The following is a 21,439-nucleotide window of genomic DNA, read 5'->3' on the forward strand; positions in this document are numbered from 1 at the left end:
ATTAATTAAAAAAGTTATTGATATTTATATAGAAATTATTGTAAAATAATAATTAATAATTAAGATTATGCTTAAAATGATTAATTTATTGAGTAAGGAGGAAGGTCGTGAATAAGTTATTGGGAAGAGTTAGGCAAAATAAGGGTTTTACCCTTATTGAGTTGCTGATTGTCATCATTATTCTGGCTGTGCTTGCCGCTATTGCAGTTCCCACATACCTGACAATGAGAGACAGAGCAAGGGAAGCAGGTACTGAAACGGAAATGGCAAATATTGCAACTGCACTTGAACTGTATCATGCTGATACAGAATCATATCCTGCAACAGCGAGCTGGTCTGAAGATTTGGAAGATGGAGGCTACATGGACAATGTGCCGACTACTGATATGTGGGGAAGGGCTTATACTTATGAAGGAAGCGACGATACTTATACGTTGACAAGTGACGGAGTCGACGAAGGAGAGGAAACCATATGATATAGTCTTCTCGAATGGACAGCAGACAGGTTTTGGAAAATTCAATACAAATGTAAGAGGAGCCACAACAACTGCCGGAGGTTAATAAATCTTAAAGCGCTTTTCTTAAAATAAAAAAACAGGGGACATCCCCTGTTTTTTTATTAATATATTCGGGTATAATCTTATTCCTGATACAATATTTTTGACTAGTTAAAACATGTATGTTATTATACAAAAATGCAAATATCTATTTCCCTATATGAAGCATAGATATAATATTTACTTTATATTGTAATAAAAAGTCATTGTATTAATGTAGCCAAGGGGAAAATGAAGGCAATACTGTATATAATTTTTATAACAGCCGGATTTGTTCTGGGAAGTTTCTTAAATGTTGTCATTTACAGGCTCCCTAGAAAAATATCAATTGTTGCCCCGTTTTCTTTTTGCCCCAATTGCAAAGCAGGAATAAAATTTTATGATAATATACCTTTGCTTTCATTCCTTATCCTAAAGGGAAAATGCAGGAATTGTAAAATTAAAATACCTGCAAGATATCCTATTGTAGAAACTGTATCAGCAGTCCTTTTCGCCTTAAACTTTCATTATTTTGGCATAAGCCCGGCATGTCTTTCAGGGATTTTATTAAGTATTGCCTTAATAATAGTTTCTTTTATAGATATGGAGCTGCAGCTTATCCCGAACGTGATAGTATTGCCTTTTACATTGATAGGTTTAGCAATAAGTTTGGTAATAAATATTTCTTCAGATTGGCGGGGATGGTGGATACCGCTTGCTTACACAGTCGGCGCTTTTCTTTTTATGTTTATAATAAATCTGATATATCCCAAGGGCATGGGGATGGGGGATGTAAAACTCAGTATGATGGCAGGAGCATTCTTATCCGAAAAAATAATTCCGGGACTTTTTATAGGATTTCTTGCCGGTTCAATAATAGGCATATCCCTTATTGTTTTTAAAAAGAAAAAATTCAGGCAGAGCATAGCTTTCGGACCCTTTATATCCTTTGGTTGTATTGCAGCTCTTTTTTATGGTGATAAAATTATTAATTGGTATTTATCATTAATTTAATAAAAGAAAAAATATGTATGAAGTTGGCCTTGATATTAGTTCAAACAAAATAAGTGCATCGGTTTTTTCAAAAAAAGGCAGTAATCTTTTTTTGAAAAACTGTGGCTGTATAGAGATAGAGAGACATGCGGTTGAAGCAAGTGAGATTATAGATTCAGTTGTCTTTGTCAATGGCATTAAAGAACTGTGGAAAAATTATAAGCTCGGTAATAAAACAGTCAATGTGGGAATTTCGGATACAAAAATAGTTTTAAAAGAAATTGTAATTCCTCTGATTGATGAAAAAGAAATAGATAATGCCATAAGATATCAGATTGAGGAGTTTGTCCCGATACCTAAGGAAAATCTTATTTATGACTATTACGTCATTGAAAAAAAAGATAATTCTTCTGTCGTAATGATAGTTGGAGTAATGAAAAGCATGATAGAAAACATAGTAGCTGTTTTAAAATCAGCGGGACTGAAGATCAATGCAATAGAAGCAAACTGCTTTTCTCTTTTCAGGCTGGCCGACCGGTATTTTGATTTTAAAAACAGACACAAAGAAGATGAGAACAGTTCGGATTGCATAGTTTACTTTGGCAATGATGTCTCAATAATTGAATTCGTGAATAAAGAAGAACTGAGATATCCCAGGTTTATTAATTCGTCCTTATCTGTATTTAATGAAAATCTGTCTAAAAAAATATCAATTTCCCCGGAAGAAGCTGCCAGAATACTTGATGATTTTGATATGGAATTATTATTGTCGAAGGATTCATCAAAAAAAGCCGGAACAGTTTCCGAAAACAGTGAAGTTGCCGATAGCACCGATAGCGGGGAAGCAAAGAAAGAAGAATTTGAAGAAACAGATGAAAAAAACATACTGATAAAAGACAGCATCAAGATATCAGCCAATCAGTTAATAAATGAAATTTCCAGGTCGATCGAGCATTTTTTACAGGAAAACAGGAGTTTCACTGTTGAAGAAATAGTGTTTTGCGGTGAAAACCTGAAAAATATGGAAAAATATATGTCAAAAAATCTTAAATATGATCTTAAAAGAATCGATCTTGCAGCCGGATTTCTGCCGGATACATTAAAAAGAAGCTTTCTTTTCAAAGGTATTGATAAATCTAAAATTACCAATTCAATAATACTGAGCTGCGGACTTGCTTTAAGGGGGTTGAAGAATTGAAGGATATCAATCTTCTTCCAAAAGTAGAAAAACAGAAAAAGAAAGGTCACTTTCTTTTTAATTTCTTTCTGATAATACTGATAATTCTTCTGATTATAATTTCCGGTCTTTCCTGGCTATCCGGAAACTCAAAAAAAGAACTGGCCGGAAAGCTTGAAATAATTGAAAAAACAAATTTTGATCTGAACATATACAGGGATAAATTGCTGTTTTATAAGGACTTTGAAGAAGATGTCACATATAAGTCTTCCTTAAACCAATCGTTAAGCGATAAAACAATAAAATGGTCAAAAAAACTTTATGATTTATCAAGGAATCTGCCGGATAAGGTATACATACTGAATTTCAGCGGCAGATGTGATAACCTTTATTCTTCAATTGAAATGGTAAAAAACGGCGGTAATGTCCCAAAAGGAAAATTACTTGCATTTAATATAGAGGGTTATGCAAATGATTATGTGGAAATTTCCAGACTTATACTTGGCATAAAGGAAATTGCAGATATTTCAGATCCCTGGATAGTATCCATAAGGGAATCGGATGTGGATAATCTTAAGCTATTATATTTTAAAGTTGAAGTTTACTGGAATCTGAGTGAATTTTTAAAAGATGTCGAAATAAGTAAAAAACCTTCTTCCGGCAGTACCGCTGAGCCGGATTTGGATGAAATGTAAATAACGGATTAAAGAATGAAAACAATTTATAAAACTACATTAATTATAGTAATAGTGCTGGCAATAACAGCGGTTTTGTTTTTATGGTTTTTGCCTGCCAGTAAGGAAAGCAGGAGGATTTTAAAGGAAATTGATGAAAAAAGCCGCGAGAAAACCATGCTGGAAAAGGAGATAAACGATCTTCTTCTCTTAAGATCCGATTATTTTTTGCTAAATGCCTTATTTGAAAAATATAAGACAGAGGTTCCATTAAGTGACGGCATAACAGTTCTTACCGACCAGATATATGAAATAGGCAAATATTCAGGTATAAAGATTCGGGGGATTGATTTTAAAGAGATAAATGAAACCAAGACTAAAAGCAATGAAAAAAATAAAATCGGGATAATAAATGTAAGCATAGCTGTGAATGGTTCATATTATCAGGTTCTGACTTTTTTAAATACAATAGAGATAATGCCAAGATTAATAAAAGTAGAAAATATTTCACTGAATCTTGCCGGGGTATTTAATGATGAAAGCACCGATGAAGATGTTTTTGATTTGTCTGCTTTGATAAATTTTAAAACTTTTTATGATAAAACGGATTATTCTGATAACCGGTGATGACAGGTAAAATAATGGTACTAAAAAACATTTTTAAGATTATATTTATTTTGATTTTATTTGTGTTTACAGCAGGTCTTGCAGGATGCACATATTTTTCTTTTTTTGATTCTTCGGTAATTGAGTCGGATTTAAAAACAAAAATTAAAATTGAGGATATCAATACTGATGATTTCAATAATCAGGAATTATTAAAAGAAGATATTAATGAGAAAATTGAATCATCTGATGAAATAAAATTCACAGAGGAGGTAAGAAATCCATTCATGCCTTTTTATATGAAATCCAAGGATGAGCAATCTTTCCGGAACCAGCTTACACTTGAAAAAATTTACAGCGATAATGAGAATTTATATGCAGAGATTGCTGTAAATTCTTCAACTTACAAACTTAAATCGGGAGATCAGTTTGCAAAAATATATCAGGTGCAGGCGATCAATGAGGACTCAATAGTTCTTTTGAAAGGTGATGAACTCATCACTATTTACATGAATGAGATATATTATGATTAAACAAAAGAAAAAATCATGGAATTTTTAACAGCGGGCGAATCGCATGGAAAGGCTCTGTGCGGCATCATAAATGACTACCCATCAGGCATATCTATACATAAGGAACTGATAGACAATGAGCTTCTTCGACGCCAGAAAGGTTATGGAAGAGGCAGCAGAATGAAAATAGAAAAAGATGAAGTAGAGATACTGTCAGGAATCAGAAATAATTTTACTCTGGGCTCTCCTATTTCTTTTATGGTCAGCAATAAAGACTGGGAAAACTGGACTGATATCATGGCTCCTTTTTCTTATTGTGATAAATCTGAAAAAAAAGTAGATTTGGTTGAAAATCCAAGACCGGGACATGCGGATCTTACCGGTTCAATCAAATACAGGTTCAATGATATAAGAAATGTTATTGAAAGAAGCAGTGCAAGAGAAACAGCAATGCGTGTGGTCATCGGCTCTTTTTCAAAACAGTTTTTAAAATACCTGGATATAGAAGTAAAAAGCTTTGTAAGCCAAATAGGCAGAGTGGCTTTGAAAGAAGAATTTGAAAAAAATCCTGATGATGATTATTTTAACAGAGCTGAAGAGTCAGATTTAAGATGCCCTGATGAAAAGACTGCACGGGAAATGAAGGATGAAATAGACAAGGCATCTGAATCCGGAGATACTCTTGGCGGAAGTTTTATAATACGCATAAAAAATATACCCTGCGGAATCGGTTCCTATATACAGTGGAATAAAAGACTGGATGCATTGCTTTCTTACTATCTCATGAGCATACCTTCAGTAAAAGCACTTGAAATAGGAAACGGTATAAAAGCATCCGCTTCATGGGGAACCGGGGTTCATGATGAAATTTTTTATAATGAAAATAAAAAATTTTACAGAGCTACAAATAATGCTGGCGGTATTGAAGGCGGAATGTCTAATGGAGAAGATATTATTTTAAAAATATTTTTAAAGCCCATACCTACCACGCTTCAGGGACTTAAAACAGTCAATATAAGAAACAAAAGCCGACAGACAAGCATTAAGGAAAGATCTGATATATGTGCTGTCCCCTCAGCTTCAGTAATTGGTGAGGCAATGTCCGCAATTGCCGTGATGAATGCAGTACAGGATAAATTCGGAAGAGACAATATTCTGGAAATAGTCGAAAATTACAAAAATTATATTAGATATATAAAAAACATTTAATAACCTTATTTTTTTAAAAAACTTTCATTTCTTGCGACTATGATTGCAAAAAATATTTCACTTATTGGTTTTATGGGTTCAGGCAAGACGACTATCGGCAAGATACTCGCTGAAAGAACAGGATTTCTTTTTGTAGATATTGATAAAATAATTGAATATGTTTCCGGAAAGAAAATAAGTCAGTTATTTGAAAATTTCGGCGAAAATTATTTCAGAGATATAGAAAGAAAGACTGCAGAAAAATTATATAGAAATAATACCAACTGTGTTTTTGCATGCGGCGGAGGGATTTTTGAGACTCCTGAGAACATAGAAATAATCAGGAAAAACAGTATTGTAATTTTTTTGAACATTGACCCTGATACAGCATATGAAAGACTTAAAAATTCTACTGACAGACCATTGTTAAATAAAGTATCAGATTTAAGGTCAGAAATAAACAATCTTATAGACAAGCGATTAAAAACCTATATGGAAAACTCTGATGTCCGGTTAGATGTAAGCCGGAAAGAGCCCGGCTATTTCGCAGACGAGATATTGAGAAAAATTATCAATAAATAAAAGCAGAGTATGGCAGACAAACAGAAAAGAAGAAAAATCAGTGTTTCAACTGCAAGCAGAAGTTACAAGATGCTTATAGGCAGAGGGATTTCCGATGATGTTGAAGGCATATTGGTAGAATTATTTCCGGGAAGCCGCAAAATATTTTTTATTACCAATAATAAAGTATTTGATATCCATGGGAAAAAAATTATAAAAAAGATAGAAAAAAGCTGCAATATAAAGACCCTTGTTTTGCCGGACGGGGAAGAATACAAATCCAATTCAACTCTGTCAAAAATATATGATTTCTTTATGAAAAATCATGCCCACAGAGATGATGTCGTAATAGCTTTTGGCGGCGGGGTAATAGGAGACACAGCCGGTTTTGCAGCAGCTACATTTAACAGAGGTCTTGAGCTTGTTCACTATCCCACAACAATCATTTCCCAGGTCGACAGCAGTATTGGCGGGAAAGCAGCAATAAATTTTAGAGGTGTAAAAAATATTATAGGATGCTTTTATCAGCCTCACCTTATTATATGTGACCCTGACCTGCTAAATACTCTTGAGGAAAAAGAACTTATAAACGGTCTCGGTGAAATTATAAAATACGGACTTGTATTTGATTATAAAATAATTGAATCGATAAAGGAGATACTAAATGAAAACCCGGAATCGGAAGAGCGACTGAAAAATATGATTACTGATGAAAAGTTTGATGAAATCATATTTAAGTGTTCAAAAATAAAATCAGATATTGTAGAAAAAGATGAATTTGACACAGGAATAAGAAATTATCTTAACTTCGGCCACACAATAGGGCATGCCATAGAAAAAGTACTGGGCTTTAAAAATATCAGCCATGGCCAGGCGGTTTCACTTGGAATATTGTGCTCGGTTGACATATCAATATCATTAGGCTTTATGAAAGATTCACATAAAAAAGAATTGTTGAATCTCTATAAATTGCTTAAACTACCTGTTAGAATAAGTTCAGAAAATGCAGACGCTATTGTAAAAGCAATACATTTTGACAAAAAGATAACTGAAGGAAGAACAAAATTCATTATTCTTAAAAAAATTAATGACGCTATTGTTATTAATGGTATAGATGAAGCAGTTATAAAAAAGAGTATAATTAAAAATACTTAATGATTTAAAATATTAATCAATATTTTAAATCATTATCCGAAGGATTTTGAAATGAAAAAAATTACAATAATAAACGGACCGAATCTGAATCTGACCGGCAAAAGAGAACAGGACAAATACGGGAATATAAGATTTGAGGATTTTTTAAATGATGTTCTTGTTCCTATTGCAGTCAAAAATAATTATAATATCGAATATTTCCAGTCCAACCATGAGGGGGCGATAATTGATAAAATACATGAGTGTGAAGGAAATACCAAATGTATTATTATTAATCCCGGTGCCCTGACTCATTACAGCTATGCCATTCATGACGCAATTAAGGCAGTTAGCATAGATATTGTGGAAGCACATATCTCCAATATATTCAGCAGGGAAGAATGGAGAGGGAAATCTGTTATCTCACCTGCTGTAAAAGCTGTTATTAGCGGATTCGGGCTGGAAAGTTATAAACTGGCATTATTATATGTAATTGGCCTGTAAGATGTTAAAAAACAGAATAAAGCAAAAAAATGGTTTTACACTGATAGAAGCACTTATTTCGGTTATTCTTCTTTCAATTTTTGCACTTATGCTTGTGCAGGGCATCAGAATGGCTGTTATTGCTTTTAATATTAACAAAGTAAAAACAAGAGCTGTAACAATCGCCAATGAAGAGATCGAGAAAATAAAATCCATGTCTTTTAATGACATAGGATTTTCGGATGGCGATCCCCGGGGAGTGCTTGGAAGACAGAAATATTCCCAGGATGATTATCTGATAGAATATAATATAACTTATGTAAATGAAGACAGCAGGATAAAACAAGTAACAGTTTCTGTTTATAAGGAGCCCATGGCAGACAGCTTTGAAGTTGTCACTGAAATTGCGCCGCTTACCGTCATAACTGAAGGAGTCCCCGGGACAACAACCACTACTACTGTCTCCCATAGTTATTTGCCGCCGCAGAATCTGGAAATAGTCTCTGATACCGGTTCCGGCAACAATAGGAGAATCGTGCTTGAATGGGAAGATCCCTATAATCCGGATTTGGCCATAAACTCCTATAATATATACAGAAACTCCGTATTAATTGCAAATACTATTTTAAGAACATATGAAGATCGGCCGGGAAATAGCAGGAATTATTCATATTATGTAACAATAATATATTCGGACGGAACGGAAAGCGCTGAAAGCAATGAAGTTGCGACAAAATAGATATTTTAAAAAATTTTTATCTCAAAAAGGGTTCAGTCTTATAGAACTTCTTATTGTAATATTTATTATAATGATTATTGCGTCGATTGCATCAGTTCTGTATCTTAATACTGTGAGATCCCAGGAGGATATATTGGGCAGGGCGAAATCTCAGAAAGATGCCAGAACTGTGCTGTATATTATGGAAAAAGAGATAAGGGAATGTGTCTCTGTGATTAATGCTGAAAATAATGATATAAGATTTCTTTCAAATATTGACCGGGACGATGAATTTGAAGAGATTTCTTATCATACGGAAATATCAGGAAACAACTATATTCTGTTCAGAGAGGAAGACGGGACAGGTGCAAGGATATTTTTGGATTCTCTTGTAAACGATGATATATTTTCTTATTATCATCAGGCTGATTCCGATCCTTTAGACCTGCCCCTTGATGAAGACAGCTTAAATGTTTTTAAAATTCTCAAAATTGAATTTCTGCTTAATGATGAACCGGAGCTTGCCGGCAAGAATATATATATGTCATCAAGCGTATATCTTAGGAACAGGTAAAATATACTAATGAAAGTGTTTATAAAAAATAGAATTATCAAAAAAAGCGGAAACATCGCAATTCTTGTGCTGATAATCGGTATAGTAATACTGCTTTCCGTAACTGTTCTTGCATCTTTTCTCATAAAGGATATTAATTTTATAAAACAGGATGAAAAAAAATTAAAAGCCCTGAACTTTGCCGAAGCAGGAATATCAAACTTCTTTCTGGAAATAATCAAATATAGCCATGGAGAGACAGAGGGGCTGCCTCAAAGCCCTTTCACCGGTGAGATCATTAATAATGCAGAAGTGATAGGAACTTATGAAATAAGCTACACATTCAATCCTTCTGATGAAAATTCCTATAATATGTCCAGCTACGACATAATTTCGAAAGGTATTGATGCAACAGGAACTGAAAGACTTGTAAAAGTAAGTATTTCGCTGGCAGATATGTATGATTTTGTTTTTTCATTTAATTCAGTAAATACAGGAGATATAATTCCCTCAAAAAGCGGGGTTTACGGTCCTTTTTTCACACAGGGCCGTCTTAATCTGGGGGGATCAGCAGGTTTTTATGGCGGTCCCCTGATAGTTGGCGGAGATATTATAGTCGGGGGAAATTCCCAGATAGGAACTTCAGCAGAACCTCTGGATCTTTTCCTGGGGGGAGAAGCAAGAGATGGATCAGGCAGGGTCATCAACTTAACAGATAATTACCAGGCAGAAAATATATATATAAGAAATTTCAGCGATGAATTAATTGATATTGATAACCTGATTATTGATGATAATTATTTTGAAGAGATAGTTTCTCATGGGGCTGCAACTGTTGATGGTAATCTGACCATTACTGCTACATCCATAAATCCTGTTCCGGCCAATCAGGATGCAAATAATTATATAAGGATTGAAAACAACAAACTGAAAATATCAGGAAATATACTTGTTAATGGAAATATTGTATTCGGAAGCAAAAATACCAAGCAAAATATTATTTACGAAGGAAAAGGAAACCTTATCTCAAAAAACAATATAATTGATTATGCAAGAATAGTACCGTCAAATATTTCACCGGGTTTTTTCCCGGACAATGATCTCCTTGTGCTGACAGCTTTAAAAGATATCAGCTTTTTAACAGGGACTTTTTCAAGCACCAGTTATGAAAATCCCAATGCTGCCTGTGCGGCTATAGCAGGAAACAAGATCATTACTGAAAATAATGAATATATCAGAGGTCTGCTTATAGGAAATGAAATAATACTGAGCAGGAATACAAAAATATATTATGAAAATAATATATCCCACTCTCTTCCTTTAAATGTCCCAAAGACAAATTTTATTATTTTCAACAAATACTGGCAGGAACTGCCCCTGGCTCAGCAATAACATTTTTTAGAAACTTTACTTAATTTTTTAGAATTAATCATGTATTATATTTTTTCATCAGTCTTTATCATTGAAAACAGAAAAACAAATTAAACAAAAATGAAAAACAAAGAAATATTTTTAAAAAGAATTGAAGCTCTAAGAAAATCTTTTTTGGATGATCATAAAAATTTGCTGGTCTTTAATGAGAAAAACATTTATTACCTGACCGGGTTTTACGGGAAAGACTCTTCTTCAAATCTACTTGTAACAGATGAGAAAGTATATCTTTTTGTAAATTTTATTTATCACGAAGCTGCTTCAGAATCTGTCAATCATGCAGATACTGAATTAATAATGGATAACAGAAAAAATGAAGCTTTATTTGGTATCTTAAAAAAAGAAAAAATAAAAGAAATAACCCTGGAATCAGGCTCAATTACACATGCTGATTTTTTAAATATCGAAAAAAAACTATCGGAAATAAATATTGCTATAAAAACTATAGACTATCCTCTTAAAGACATGAGAGAAATCAAGGATGACACAGAGATAAAAATAATGAGAGAAAACTGCAGACTGACAGAAGAATGCATTGATTTTGTAAAAAGCATAAATCCCGGCAAATTAAAAGAAATGACGGAAGCGGAACTGGCATTCAGGATGGAAGGATTCCTGATAAAAAAAGGAACTTCTTCAAAATCCTTTGATTTCATAATTGCCAATAACAAAAACTCTTCAAAACCTCATCATGTTTCAGGCAGGCATAAAATAAAAAATGGAATAATTCTTATGGATTTCGGAGCAATTCTGCAGAATTACTGCTCTGATATAACCAGGACTTTTTTGATAGAAGAAATTGCTGACAGCAAAAATAAAAAAAGATTCCTGGAGATTTATCAGATAGTAAAAGAAGCTCAGCTTTCGGCTCTTTCTGCCTGCAGGGAAGGAATTGCTGCATCAGAGCTTGATAAAATTGCAAGGGATTTTATTGCAGGACAGGGTTATGATGCAAATTTTGATCACTCCCTTGGGCACGGTGTCGGGCTAAGCGTGCATGAACCACCGTTCATAAACCGGGAAAACAATCAGATACTGAAAGAATCCATGGTAGTTACCATAGAGCCCGGGATTTATATCCCTGGTTTCGGAGGCGTAAGAATTGAAGATATGGTAATAGTTAAAAAAAATAAATGTGAAAGACTTTATGGAGATTCAAAGGAGCTGGTAATTATAGGCTAAAACCAGGCAAAATAAATACCTGTTTTTACAGAATAGGAACTCTTCTTAAAAATATTAATAATATTGAAAAACCTGGAGTAAGATAAAAAATGATAAGCAGCAATGATTTTAAAAACGGAATGACTATTGAATATGAAGGCGATCTTCTTGAGATCATTTATTTCCAGCATGTAAAACCCGGAAAAGGTGGCGCATTTGTTAGAACGAAATTAAAAAATCTTATTAACAACACTATTTTTGAAAAGACATTCAGAGCTGGTGAAAAAATAGAACAGGCTATACTTGAGACAAAAAAAATGCAGTTTCTTTACAAAGATGATCATTATAATTTTATGGACAATGAGACTTACGAGCAGCTTTCAATTGATGAAAGTCACATAGGTGATAAAAAGCAGTATCTCATTGAAAATATGGAAATTACAATGATATTTTATAAAGGTAATCCGATTTCAGTAGAATTACCGACCTTTATTGAAGCAGAGGTTATAAATACTGAACCAGGGATAAAAGGCGACACTGTAAGCAATACATTCAAACCTGTAGAGATAATCACCGGAGCGAAAGTCAATGCTCCGCTTTTTATTAAGAACGGTGATACAATCAGAATTGACACAAGAACAGGGGAATATATAACAAGAGTATAATATATGGCAACATCAAGAAGAAGATCAAGAATAAAAGCAGTCATAGCATTATATCAAAGCGATCTTTTGAAAAAAGATATTAATAAAATAATACATACAGAGATGATTTTTAAAAAAAATCTGGATGCTTTTACCATAAAGCTGATAATCGGTGTGGAAAAGCACAGACAGCTTATAGATGATATAATAAAAAAAGTAGTGGAAAACTGGACGATTGAAAGAATATCCATAATAGACAGGAATATTATCAGAATGGCAATATATGAAATGTTTTTTGAAAAAGATATTCCTTTAAAGGTTTCAGTTGATGAAGCTATTGAAATAGCCAAGCTGCTTGGACAGAAGGAAGATACTCCCAAATTTGTGAATGGAATACTCGGAAAGATACTTACCGATATTAATAAAATAAAAGCAGATTTAGTTCCGGATGTAAATAACTAAGCAAGGAGGAGCAATGAATTCCAGGGAAAAATTCATTGAATTTGTTAATTTTAATAAAAAAATCCCTACGGTAAAATGGGAATTCGGATACTGGGGTTCAGCTATAAAAAGATGGTATAAAGAAGGGCTTCCTTTAAAAAATTACCCCAAAGTACCAGTTAGCATAATTAACTCCACTTCATCTTTATATACTACTGTATGGAAGCATTTTCTCACAGGAGATAAAACAATTCATGAAGCTGTTTATAATGAACCGGAAAAAATACTCGAGCTTCCTGATGGTTTTGCGGTACTTGGCGGGGGAATTTATTTCCCTTCGCAGGGATTTGCACTTGATTACGACGTCAAGGATTATTTCGATATGGATAACCAGCAGAATGTGGTATGTGCCGAACATTTGTTTTATCCGCAGTTTACACCGGTAGTTGTCGATGAAGATGAAAAATATATAGATTATATTGATTTGGACGGGTGTAAGAGAAGGTTTTCAAAGGCACAGCAGGTAATACCCTCAGGACTGGACTGGCCCATAAAAGACTGGGAAACATGGAGCAAGCTTAAATCCGAAAGAATGAGTATGGATAATATCAAAGACAGGCTGCCTTCAAACTGGAAAGAAATTGCTGATAAATATAAGAACAGGGATTTTCCTCTTGCTCTTGGAGGATATCCGTGTGGTATTTTTGGAACTCTGACACATCTTGTCGGATATGAAAATCTGTTTATGTTTTATTATGATAAACCAGACCTGATTAAAGATATACTTGAAAGACTGACCGATATATGGATTGCTCTCTGGGAGGAAGTTTTGTCATATACTGACGTTGATCTGTGTAACCTTTGGGAAGATATTTCTTCGGGAACGGGTTCAATGCTGTCCCCGGCCATTATAAGAGAATTTGTTCTACCTTATTATAAAAAAATTTCCGGTTTCCTTAAAAGTAAAAAAATAAAAACTTTTCTGGTAGATACTGATGGGGATTGCAATGAGCTGGTTCCGATGTTTATTGAATCAGGAGTTACAGGAATGTATCCAATGGAGGTAAGCGCAGGAATGGATGTGATTTCTCTCAGGAAGAGATATCCGGATTTTCTTTTAATGGGCGGAATCCCTAAATTAGATATACAATACGGAACCAAAAAAATAGATGAAATATTGGAACCGGTTGCATGGCTGCTTAAGCAGGGAGGATTTATACCTTTCGGAGACCATCTTATCCCGCCTGAAGTAGGGTGGAGTGAATTTAAATATTACAGGGAAAAATTAAATAGTATTATTGATGAAGTCTGAATAGAAAATAAAGTCTGAAATATAGTCTGAAATATAGTCTGAAATAATTTTTGAATGAGGATTTTAAATGAAAAAAGTTCACATAATTGCAGTTCTGTTTCTGGTATTGCTGTCTGTTTTCAATATTGCATGCTTTAAAAATAAGAATCAAGTATCTGGTGCAGATAAGCAAAAAGATATTTATCTATCTGATACAGAAAATTCAGATAATTCCAAAAGAGAAATCCGGGTAGCTGATGATAAAAATGTGGAAGATGTCTCCGGAATTAAGAATAATTCCGAACAGGAGCAAACCAGCGAAAATATTGTTTTTGAAAAACCCGTTCAGAGTCCTTTGCGAACTTTTCCAAGATTAAATGTCCAAATCCTGGAAGGACCCGTAGCTCTTGAGGACGGATCCCTGGTGTATTATCGTGTTCATGCAAAAGTCCTAGCGCATCCAAAAGCTAATCTCACATTTTCAAAAGATGACAGTCTCGGCGCATGGGGTTTTGGTACGGCACAGATAAATCTTATGCCGGGGGAAACATATCATTTAAAGATTATTGCATGTAATGAAATAGGAACATCCAGCGCAGTGGTCACACTGAACTGGATGGAAGCAAAAATAGATTATGGAAATACCATAATATCTAAGGATGAGGATAATCCCGTATTTTATTACATTCAGGTATCATTGGAGGAGCAGAAAACCAGAGTATATTATAAAGACAACTTAATCCGGGAAATGATTTGCTCTACCGGTGCTCCCGAAACTCCAACACCTGTGGGCACATTTAAAACCGGCGATAAGATTTTTTACTCATGGCTTCCCAAATATGATGTAGGAGCATACTATTTTGTAAGGTTTTTTAACTCATACTTGTTTCACAGTATTCCTTTTGATGATCAGGGTAATATAATAAAGGAAGAATTTGATAATCTGGGAAAAGCTTCAAGCCATGGATGCGTAAGGTTTGGCATGGAGGATGCAAAATGGTTTTATGAAAATCTTCCTACCGGGATTACCATGGAAGTCAGATAATTTTACTTATTCATTTATCATTTATAATTAAAAACCCTTTGTATCTATATTGAAAGATATTCAGAAAGAAAAAGCAAGAGCTGTTGATTTGCTTATTGAAAGAGGAATAGCCAAAGACAGGCATGAAGCGGAAGCTTTGATAATAGGCGGGAAAATCTTTTATAATAATGAACCTGTAAAAAATACAGGTCAGTTGCTGCTTAAAGTTTCTGAAATAGAAATAAGAGGTACAAGAGAGTTTGTTTCAAGGGGAGCTTTAAAATTAAAAAAAGCTGTTGAAAATTTTAAAATTTCCCTGCATGGTAAAACAATCATTGATATTGGTTCATCAACCGGCGGTTTTACCGATTATCTTCTTCAAAACGGAGCTGTATCTGCAATCGCTGTTGATGTAAACTACGGTCAGTTTGATTGGAAGCTCAGAAAGAATCCGAATATTTTTTTATTTGAAAGAACAAATATAAAAGATCTTAAAAGATCGGAGCTTCCAATAATTCCTGATCTTGCAGCAGTAGATTTATCTTTTATATCAATCAGAAATGTTTTCGGTAATATTTTCGATCTGCTGTCAGACACAGGTGAATTTCTGTTGCTTGTAAAACCCCAGTTTGAGGCAAGAAAAGAACTTGTAGGCAAAAAAGGTATTATTTCAGACAGGAAAGTCCATCTGGATATATTGAATGAGCTTATTCTTTATATAATGGACAATTACAGTGTGGAATTAAAAGGAGTCACTTTTTCTCCAATAAAAGGGGCAAAGGGAAACATTGAATTCTGGGTTTATGCAAAAAAAAATATAAATGATAATTACAAAAAAAATAAAATCAATTATGGTAGAATATTTGAAACAGTAGAAAATATTATAGATGATGCACATTCTGAACTAACTTAAAAGCTTTAAAATATAAAATGGATAATATTGGAATAATTTCAAACAATGATAATGCAAAAGCACTTGATATAGCCAAAGATATTTATGATTATCTTGTATCAAAAAATGTTAATGTCCTCCTTTTAAAAAACGATGCTCTTGCAGAAAAACATCTTCTCTTTTCAGTTGAAAAAGATGAATTTGAAAAAAAGATCGACTGTCTTATTTCAGTTGGCGGAGACGGGACTTTTTTGAGAGCAGCAAGACATGTCTTTGAAACCGGTAAGCCTGTCATGGGCGTAAATGTCGGAAATCTCGGCTTTCTTGCTGAAATAAATATTTCGGACATGTATGATTCTCTTGAGAAAATAATAAATAATAATTTTGAAATCGAACAGAGAATGCTTATATCGGGAAACCTTTTAAGAAGCAGAAAAGTTGTAGATAGTGAAAATTCCCCTTACCTTGCCCTGAATGATTTTGTAATAACGAAGGCGCTGCTTGAAAAGATAATTCGGATAAACATAATAATAAACGGAATACCTATTTTAAGTTATGGGGCGGACGGAGTGATAATTTCAACGCCTACCGGTTCCACAGCCTATTCCTTATCTGCAGGCGGGCCGGTAGTTGAACCCAAGAATGAATCAATCATAATTACCCCGATTTGTCCGCACACTTTATTTAGCAGAAGTCTTGTATTAAGTCCGGATAACCAGATTGAAATACAGATAAACTCAAAGACAACAGAAGTCAGCCTGAATACGGATGGAAGAAAAAGCGATGTAAAAATAATGGATCAGGATATATTTAAAGTTGAGAAATACAGACACAAGGTAAACCTGATTACTTTTAATAAGAATATATTTTTCAAAATTTTTAAAGAAAAACTTGTAAAAAAGGACTAGAATAATCAATTTTACTGAATTTATTGTATTATTTTCATCCAGGCATACTTGATTAAATGTTAAAAGAGATATATGTAAAAAATTTTGCTATCATTGATGATGTCAATATTAAATTCACCGATGGCTTCAATATTCTTTCAGGTGAGACCGGTGCCGGAAAAACACTGATAATTGAAGCGATAAATCTTCTTATCGGAGAGAGAGCCAATACCGATTTGATTAGGGATCGTCAGGAAAATCTGCTGGTGCAGGGCTTTTTTGATTTCAGGGACAATACAAATATTACTGATTTCATGCTGAATGAAGGACTTATTAAAAATATTGATGAAGCAGAAGACCTGGAAATTACAAGAGAATTAAACAGGAACGGCCGGAACAGGGTATTTATAAATGGCAGTTTCAGCCAGGTAAGTATTCTTAAAAACCTTGGCAGGCTCCTCATAGATATACATGGTCAGCATGAACATCAGTATCTTCTTGAACAAAAAAATCATTTGAAAATAATTGACGAAATTGGCGGATCAGAAATATCTGAATTACGGAAGTCTTATGGGGAGGCTTATAAAAACTACATTGATTCAAAGCTCTTGCTTGAAGATGCATTACAAAAACAAAAACAAAAAGATGATTTTCTTTATGAGCTAAGATTAAAGCTGAATGAAATTGATAGTTTAAAATTAAAACCGGGAGAGCATGAAGAACTTGAAAATGAAAAAAATATTTTAAAGAATTATGAAAAGATATATCAGTATTCCTCTGAATGCCTGTCAATCTTAAGCGGAAACGAAAATAATTATTTTTCACTGATTTTCAACAATTCAAAACTTCTTAAAATACTTAAGGAATTTGAAAAAATAGACAAAAACATTTCAAGATTTTTACCCGGTATTGAAGAATACGGCATAATAGCTGAAGAATTGAATAATTACCTGAACTCTTTCATGCAAAATCTGGAGTTCAGTCCAAAAAAACTTGAAGATATACAGGAAAGAATATTTTTAATCAATGAAATAAAAAGAAAATATAATATGGATGTCCCGGAACTGATTGAATATAGGGAAAAATTGAAAGAACAGACAGATACCATTGAAGAAATAGATGACATAATCAGGGAGAGAACAAAAGATCTCGAAGATAAAAAAAATAAACTTATAAACGAAGCAGTAAAGCTGGAAAATTCCCGTAAAAAAATATCCCTGGATTTTGAAAAAAATATTATAAAAGAGATGCTTGATCTTAATTTTAAATCCGTAAGATTTAAGTCTGAAATTTCAAATACGGAAGGAGGGGATGCAGATTATGGCAACCGAAGAATCAGATTTACTTCCGAAGGAATTAACAGATGTGAATTTTTAATATCTCTTAACCCCGGTGAAGAGTTAAAAAGTCTTACAAAAATAGCTTCCGGAGGAGAGATATCAAGAATAATGCTTTCTCTTAAAAGCATTATCGGAAAAGCTGATAATATTCAGACAATGATATTTGATGAAATTGACTCCGGCATCGGAGGACAGACAGCTCTTGTAGTGGGAGAAAAACTTTACAAAATTTCGGTTTTGAAACAGGTCATCTGTATAACACATCTTCCCCAGATAGCAAGTTTTGCCGATAACCATCTATTCATAGAAAAGTATATCCATAAAGGTAAAACGAAAATTAAGATCAATGCACTTAATGAGGAAGATCGGATTCTGGAAATATCCAGAATGATGAGCGGTGCAAAACAAAGCGATGTGTCAGTAATGCATGCAAATGAACTGATAAGTCAGAGCAAGCTGATAAAAGAAGAAATAAAGGTATGATCGTTTCAGGAGTATATGAAGATTTGTTGAAATTATTGAAATAAAGGCTCATCCATGGTTTGCAGGAGTGCAGTTCCGTCCTGAATTCAAATCAAGGCCTGATAAACTGCATCCGCTATTCAGAAGCCTTATAGAAGCGGCAATAAAAAAAACAGACCTGCATAGCGCTGAAAGCCGTATGAAATAATTTGTATTCAATTAAGACATAATATTTTAAATGTTTGAAATAATAAAAAATAAACCTTTGGTAAAAGCGCTTGCTGTATTATGCGCCGTTTTGCTTGTGATTATTATTTTCCTCATCCCTTTAAGGGCATATATATACAACTCCGGAACATATATGAATTTATATGAAAAAAATGATGTTTTCGGCGAAATAGATAAGGATGATGCCATAAAGCTCACAGCCGGGATTATAAGTTTGCTGAGATACGGCAGCAATATTGATGAATTCAGATTAAAATCATCATATTCATTCTTTACATCCGATGAGATCAGTCATCTTTACGATGTACGGATTCTTATACAGAAATTTTTAATTACTCTTTATGCCTGTATAGTTTTATTTCTTATTTTTGCTTTTCTTATCATTCAGAAAAGTGTTTTATCTTATTTAAAAAATATTTCAAATATTTTTATCGGTTCTTCATGTATTGTAATTCTGTTAATTTTATTATTATATTTTTTCAGCAGCAATTTCATTTTCATCTTTGAAAGGTTCCATCATCTGTTTTTTCCTCAGGGCAACTGGGCTTTCCCGGAAGGCTCACTTCTGATAACTCTATTGCCTTTAAATTTTTTTTATGATTTTTTTATTAAAATACTGGTGACCGCAATGATTATATCTGTCATATTATTGCTGACAGGAATAATTTTTTATATTATTTACAGAATAAAGTCAGGCAGGAATGAAAGGGTTTCTTTAAAATAAATGTATAAAATAAATGAAAAAAGATTGTTGAATGAATTTTTTAAAATACTGTCAATAAAAAGCCCGACAAAAAAAGAAAAGGCATTATCCGTCTATCTTGAAGAACAATTTAAAAAATTGGGAATGACTGTCACTATTGATGACGCCGGAAAAAAATTTGGCGGTCAGACAGGGAACCTGATTGCCAGGTTCATTCCAAAATTTATAAAAAATAATTCTCCCATATTTCTTGGAGCTCATATGGATACAGTCTCAGTTGAAGGCGAGATAGTTCCTTTTATTACTGAGGATTTGATAATAAAAAACAGAAACAATAAAACCATACTTGGTGCTGATGATAAAGCTGCCATTGCTGCAATCATTGAAGCAATGAGAGTTATAAATGAGCATGAATTACAGACCGGCATTATTTATATAATACTTACTGTAGGAGAAGAAACTGCACTGCTTGGCTCAAAGTTTATCAATATGGACGATATTGAAGCAGATATAGGATTTGTATTTGATGCAGATGGAAATGTCGGCACTATTATAAACAAAGCTCCTTTTCATAACAGAATAGATTTGAAAATTACAGGAAAGGCTTCCCACGCAGGAGTCAGTCCTGAAAAAGGAATTAACTCCATAAAAGCTGCTGCTTTCGCTATTTCCAATACAGATTCAGGCAGGATAGATGATGAAACAACCTGTAATATCGGCAGGATAGAAGGGGGGACGGAGACTAATGTTGTCCCTGAAACGACAATAGTGAATATTGAAACCAGGAGCATGAATGAAAAAAAACTGGAAAATCTGACAAGCCGGATAATTGACAACTTTCATAAATCTTCATGCGAATATAAGGCAAAGCTGGAATACAGTGTCCTGCGGGAATATGACGGTTATGAAATCGAAGAAAATAATATAGCTGTGAGGATTGCCAGAAATGCAATAGAAAAAATAGGCAGAAAACCAAAATTAAGGCCGACCGGAGGAGGGAGTGATACAAATAATTTTAACTCGAAAAATAAAATTGCGGTTAATCTTACTTCGGGTTTTGAAAACTGCCATTCAACCGAAGAATATATATCATTTGAAGAATTAAAAAAATTGGCGGAGCTGATAATAGAAATATGCACTTACGAAGAAAGGTAATGTTTTGAATTACGACACTGAATTAAATAATGACGAAAAATTAATTGAAAAAAAAATAAGTTCAAAAGTTGTTTTTGACGGTAAGATAATAAAAGTCGCTTTTGATGAAATTCTGCTTCCTAATAATAAAAAAGCCACACGGGAAAAAGTCTGTCATCCGGGAGCAGTTGCGGTTGTACCGATAAATGAAAAAAATGAAGTAATTTTAATAAGGCAGTACAGATATCCCATCGAAGAGATCCTGATCGAAATTCCTGCAGGAAAACTTGATAAAAACGAACTTCCTGAAAAGTGCGCAAAAAGAGAACTGCATGAAGAAGTAGGGGCTACGGGCGGCAGGCTCATACATCTCTCTTCTTTTCTGACAACACCCGGATTTTCAAATGAGCTTCTTCATTTGTTTATGGCTGTGGATTTCAGAAATACCAAGAACAATCCTGATGAAGATGAATTTCTGCAAATAATAAAAGCACCTTTGAGCAAATGCATTTCATGGATTTATGATGGTACAATTAAAGATGCAAAAAGCATTATCGGCATTTTAATGGCAAAAGATTATATTGGCAAAGCTTCCGATAAAAACATTGCTAATTAAGGAGGATTGATTTTTGCAGAAATGAATAATCCAAAAGAACCTGACAATCA

At 33.7% G+C, this 21,439-nt stretch carries 24 protein-coding genes and 1 pseudogene; all 25 read left to right on the forward strand.

Annotation, left to right across the window (positions count from 1 at the left end):
* The first annotated feature begins 107 nt into the window (after positions 1 to 107).
* The 25 genes and pseudogenes from GXZ93_03610 (at position 108) to GXZ93_03730 (ending at position 21,389) form a co-directional block, all read left to right on the forward strand.
* Positions 108 to 476 carry a prepilin-type N-terminal cleavage/methylation domain-containing protein gene (locus GXZ93_03610; GenBank protein HHT78867.1) on the forward strand — a complete coding sequence of 123 codons (369 nt, stop codon included), beginning with the start codon at positions 108 to 110 and terminating at the stop codon, positions 474 to 476.
* 312 nt (positions 477 to 788) lie between these two features.
* Positions 789 to 1,550: a prepilin peptidase gene (locus tag GXZ93_03615; GenBank protein HHT78868.1), complete on the forward strand. Its 762-nt coding sequence runs from the start codon at positions 789 to 791 to the stop codon at positions 1,548 to 1,550.
* Between the two features lie 13 nt (positions 1,551 to 1,563).
* A complete protein-coding gene (locus GXZ93_03620) occupies positions 1,564 to 2,727 on the forward strand; it encodes a pilus assembly protein PilM (GenBank protein HHT78869.1) in 1,164 nt (387 codons plus the stop codon).
* Positions 2,724 to 3,401: a PilN domain-containing protein gene (locus tag GXZ93_03625; GenBank protein HHT78870.1), complete on the forward strand. Its 678-nt coding sequence runs from the start codon at positions 2,724 to 2,726 to the stop codon at positions 3,399 to 3,401. Before GXZ93_03620 ends, GXZ93_03625 begins: the two co-directional genes overlap by 4 nt.
* A gap of 15 nt (positions 3,402 to 3,416) precedes the next feature.
* Positions 3,417 to 4,007, forward strand: a complete 591-nt coding sequence (gene pilO, locus GXZ93_03630; GenBank protein HHT78871.1) for a type 4a pilus biogenesis protein PilO — start codon at positions 3,417 to 3,419, stop codon at positions 4,005 to 4,007.
* 14 nt (positions 4,008 to 4,021) lie between these two features.
* Entirely contained in the window at positions 4,022 to 4,519 is a 498-nt protein-coding gene (locus GXZ93_03635) for a hypothetical protein (GenBank protein ID HHT78872.1), read from the forward strand.
* A gap of 15 nt (positions 4,520 to 4,534) precedes the next feature.
* On the forward strand, positions 4,535 to 5,707 hold the full coding sequence (gene aroC, locus GXZ93_03640; GenBank protein ID HHT78873.1) for a chorismate synthase: 1,173 nt from the start codon (positions 4,535 to 4,537) through the stop codon (positions 5,705 to 5,707).
* A gap of 39 nt (positions 5,708 to 5,746) precedes the next feature.
* Positions 5,747 to 6,268 (forward strand): shikimate kinase, encoded by a 522-nt coding sequence (locus GXZ93_03645; protein HHT78874.1) that lies wholly within the window; start codon positions 5,747 to 5,749, stop codon positions 6,266 to 6,268.
* 9 nt (positions 6,269 to 6,277) lie between these two features.
* Positions 6,278 to 7,402, forward strand: a complete 1,125-nt coding sequence (aroB, locus tag GXZ93_03650; protein ID HHT78875.1) for a 3-dehydroquinate synthase — start codon at positions 6,278 to 6,280, stop codon at positions 7,400 to 7,402.
* Positions 7,403 to 7,453: 51 nt separating this feature from the next.
* Positions 7,454 to 7,885 (forward strand): 3-dehydroquinate dehydratase, encoded by a 432-nt coding sequence (locus GXZ93_03655; protein HHT78876.1) that lies wholly within the window; start codon positions 7,454 to 7,456, stop codon positions 7,883 to 7,885.
* A 1-nt stretch (position 7,886) separates the two neighbouring features.
* A complete protein-coding gene (locus tag GXZ93_03660; protein ID HHT78877.1) occupies positions 7,887 to 8,603 on the forward strand; it encodes a type II secretion system protein in 717 nt (238 codons plus the stop codon).
* Entirely contained in the window at positions 8,584 to 9,156 is a 573-nt protein-coding gene (locus GXZ93_03665) for a prepilin-type N-terminal cleavage/methylation domain-containing protein (GenBank protein HHT78878.1), read from the forward strand. The genes GXZ93_03660 and GXZ93_03665 overlap by 20 nt, the downstream gene beginning before the upstream one ends.
* A gap of 9 nt (positions 9,157 to 9,165) precedes the next feature.
* Positions 9,166 to 10,527: a hypothetical protein gene (locus tag GXZ93_03670; protein ID HHT78879.1), complete on the forward strand. Its 1,362-nt coding sequence runs from the start codon at positions 9,166 to 9,168 to the stop codon at positions 10,525 to 10,527.
* Between the two features lie 99 nt (positions 10,528 to 10,626).
* Positions 10,627 to 11,748, forward strand: coding sequence for an aminopeptidase P family protein (locus tag GXZ93_03675; GenBank protein HHT78880.1), 1,122 nt, complete (start codon positions 10,627 to 10,629; stop codon positions 11,746 to 11,748).
* A gap of 89 nt (positions 11,749 to 11,837) precedes the next feature.
* Entirely contained in the window at positions 11,838 to 12,392 is a 555-nt protein-coding gene (efp, locus tag GXZ93_03680) for an elongation factor P (GenBank protein HHT78881.1), read from the forward strand.
* Between the two features lie 3 nt (positions 12,393 to 12,395).
* Positions 12,396 to 12,833, forward strand: coding sequence for a transcription antitermination factor NusB (nusB, locus tag GXZ93_03685; GenBank protein ID HHT78882.1), 438 nt, complete (start codon positions 12,396 to 12,398; stop codon positions 12,831 to 12,833).
* A 13-nt stretch (positions 12,834 to 12,846) separates the two neighbouring features.
* Positions 12,847 to 14,124, forward strand: coding sequence for a hypothetical protein (locus tag GXZ93_03690; GenBank protein HHT78883.1), 1,278 nt, complete (start codon positions 12,847 to 12,849; stop codon positions 14,122 to 14,124).
* 67 nt (positions 14,125 to 14,191) lie between these two features.
* The gene (locus GXZ93_03695) at positions 14,192 to 15,148 is read left to right on the forward strand and encodes a L,D-transpeptidase (protein HHT78884.1); all 957 of its coding nucleotides are present in this window, start codon (positions 14,192 to 14,194) and stop codon (positions 15,146 to 15,148) included.
* A gap of 49 nt (positions 15,149 to 15,197) precedes the next feature.
* Positions 15,198 to 16,040, forward strand: coding sequence for a TlyA family RNA methyltransferase (locus GXZ93_03700; protein HHT78885.1), 843 nt, complete (start codon positions 15,198 to 15,200; stop codon positions 16,038 to 16,040).
* Between the two features lie 17 nt (positions 16,041 to 16,057).
* The gene (locus GXZ93_03705) at positions 16,058 to 16,927 is read left to right on the forward strand and encodes an NAD(+)/NADH kinase (protein ID HHT78886.1); all 870 of its coding nucleotides are present in this window, start codon (positions 16,058 to 16,060) and stop codon (positions 16,925 to 16,927) included.
* A gap of 56 nt (positions 16,928 to 16,983) precedes the next feature.
* The gene (gene recN / locus GXZ93_03710; protein ID HHT78887.1) at positions 16,984 to 18,729 is read left to right on the forward strand and encodes a DNA repair protein RecN; all 1,746 of its coding nucleotides are present in this window, start codon (positions 16,984 to 16,986) and stop codon (positions 18,727 to 18,729) included.
* Positions 18,726 to 18,916 (forward strand): annotated as a pseudogene (locus tag GXZ93_03715) (hypothetical protein). Before recN ends, GXZ93_03715 begins: the two are co-directional and overlap by 4 nt.
* Before the next feature lie 30 nt (positions 18,917 to 18,946).
* Entirely contained in the window at positions 18,947 to 19,660 is a 714-nt protein-coding gene (locus GXZ93_03720) for a DUF1461 domain-containing protein (protein HHT78888.1), read from the forward strand.
* Positions 19,661 to 20,794 (forward strand): M20/M25/M40 family metallo-hydrolase, encoded by a 1,134-nt coding sequence (locus GXZ93_03725; GenBank protein HHT78889.1) that lies wholly within the window; start codon positions 19,661 to 19,663, stop codon positions 20,792 to 20,794.
* A gap of 4 nt (positions 20,795 to 20,798) precedes the next feature.
* A complete protein-coding gene (locus tag GXZ93_03730; protein ID HHT78890.1) occupies positions 20,799 to 21,389 on the forward strand; it encodes an NUDIX hydrolase in 591 nt (196 codons plus the stop codon).
* Positions 21,390 to 21,439: the final 50 nt, after the last annotated feature.

The sequence above is a fragment of the Actinomycetota bacterium genome (assembly GCA_012837825.1).
Classification (GTDB): domain Bacteria; phylum Actinomycetota; class Humimicrobiia; order Humimicrobiales; family Humimicrobiaceae; genus Humimicrobium.

Excerpts from the sequence above, each read along its gene's own strand:
- GXZ93_03615 (HHT78868.1), top strand. The coding sequence starts at position 789 with ATGAAGGCAATACTGTATATAATTTTTATAACAGCCGGATTTGTTCTG.
- GXZ93_03620 (HHT78869.1), top strand. The coding sequence starts at position 1,564 with ATGTATGAAGTTGGCCTTGATATTAGTTCAAACAAAATAAGTGCATCG.
- pilO (HHT78871.1), top strand. The coding sequence starts at position 3,417 with ATGAAAACAATTTATAAAACTACATTAATTATAGTAATAGTGCTGGCA.
- GXZ93_03635 (HHT78872.1), top strand. The coding sequence starts at position 4,022 with ATGGTACTAAAAAACATTTTTAAGATTATATTTATTTTGATTTTATTT.
- aroC (HHT78873.1), top strand. The coding sequence starts at position 4,535 with ATGGAATTTTTAACAGCGGGCGAATCGCATGGAAAGGCTCTGTGCGGC.
- GXZ93_03645 (HHT78874.1), top strand. The coding sequence starts at position 5,747 with ATGATTGCAAAAAATATTTCACTTATTGGTTTTATGGGTTCAGGCAAG.
- aroB (HHT78875.1), top strand. The coding sequence starts at position 6,278 with ATGGCAGACAAACAGAAAAGAAGAAAAATCAGTGTTTCAACTGCAAGC.
- GXZ93_03655 (HHT78876.1), top strand. The coding sequence starts at position 7,454 with ATGAAAAAAATTACAATAATAAACGGACCGAATCTGAATCTGACCGGC.
- GXZ93_03660 (HHT78877.1), top strand. The coding sequence starts at position 7,887 with ATGTTAAAAAACAGAATAAAGCAAAAAAATGGTTTTACACTGATAGAA.
- GXZ93_03665 (HHT78878.1), top strand. The coding sequence starts at position 8,584 with ATGAAGTTGCGACAAAATAGATATTTTAAAAAATTTTTATCTCAAAAA.
- GXZ93_03670 (HHT78879.1), top strand. The coding sequence starts at position 9,166 with ATGAAAGTGTTTATAAAAAATAGAATTATCAAAAAAAGCGGAAACATC.
- GXZ93_03675 (HHT78880.1), top strand. The coding sequence starts at position 10,627 with ATGAAAAACAAAGAAATATTTTTAAAAAGAATTGAAGCTCTAAGAAAA.
- efp (HHT78881.1), top strand. The coding sequence starts at position 11,838 with ATGATAAGCAGCAATGATTTTAAAAACGGAATGACTATTGAATATGAA.
- nusB (HHT78882.1), top strand. The coding sequence starts at position 12,396 with ATGGCAACATCAAGAAGAAGATCAAGAATAAAAGCAGTCATAGCATTA.
- GXZ93_03690 (HHT78883.1), top strand. The coding sequence starts at position 12,847 with ATGAATTCCAGGGAAAAATTCATTGAATTTGTTAATTTTAATAAAAAA.
- GXZ93_03695 (HHT78884.1), top strand. The coding sequence starts at position 14,192 with ATGAAAAAAGTTCACATAATTGCAGTTCTGTTTCTGGTATTGCTGTCT.
- GXZ93_03705 (HHT78886.1), top strand. The coding sequence starts at position 16,058 with ATGGATAATATTGGAATAATTTCAAACAATGATAATGCAAAAGCACTT.
- recN (HHT78887.1), top strand. The coding sequence starts at position 16,984 with ATGTTAAAAGAGATATATGTAAAAAATTTTGCTATCATTGATGATGTC.
- GXZ93_03720 (HHT78888.1), top strand. The coding sequence starts at position 18,947 with ATGTTTGAAATAATAAAAAATAAACCTTTGGTAAAAGCGCTTGCTGTA.
- GXZ93_03725 (HHT78889.1), top strand. The coding sequence starts at position 19,661 with ATGTATAAAATAAATGAAAAAAGATTGTTGAATGAATTTTTTAAAATA.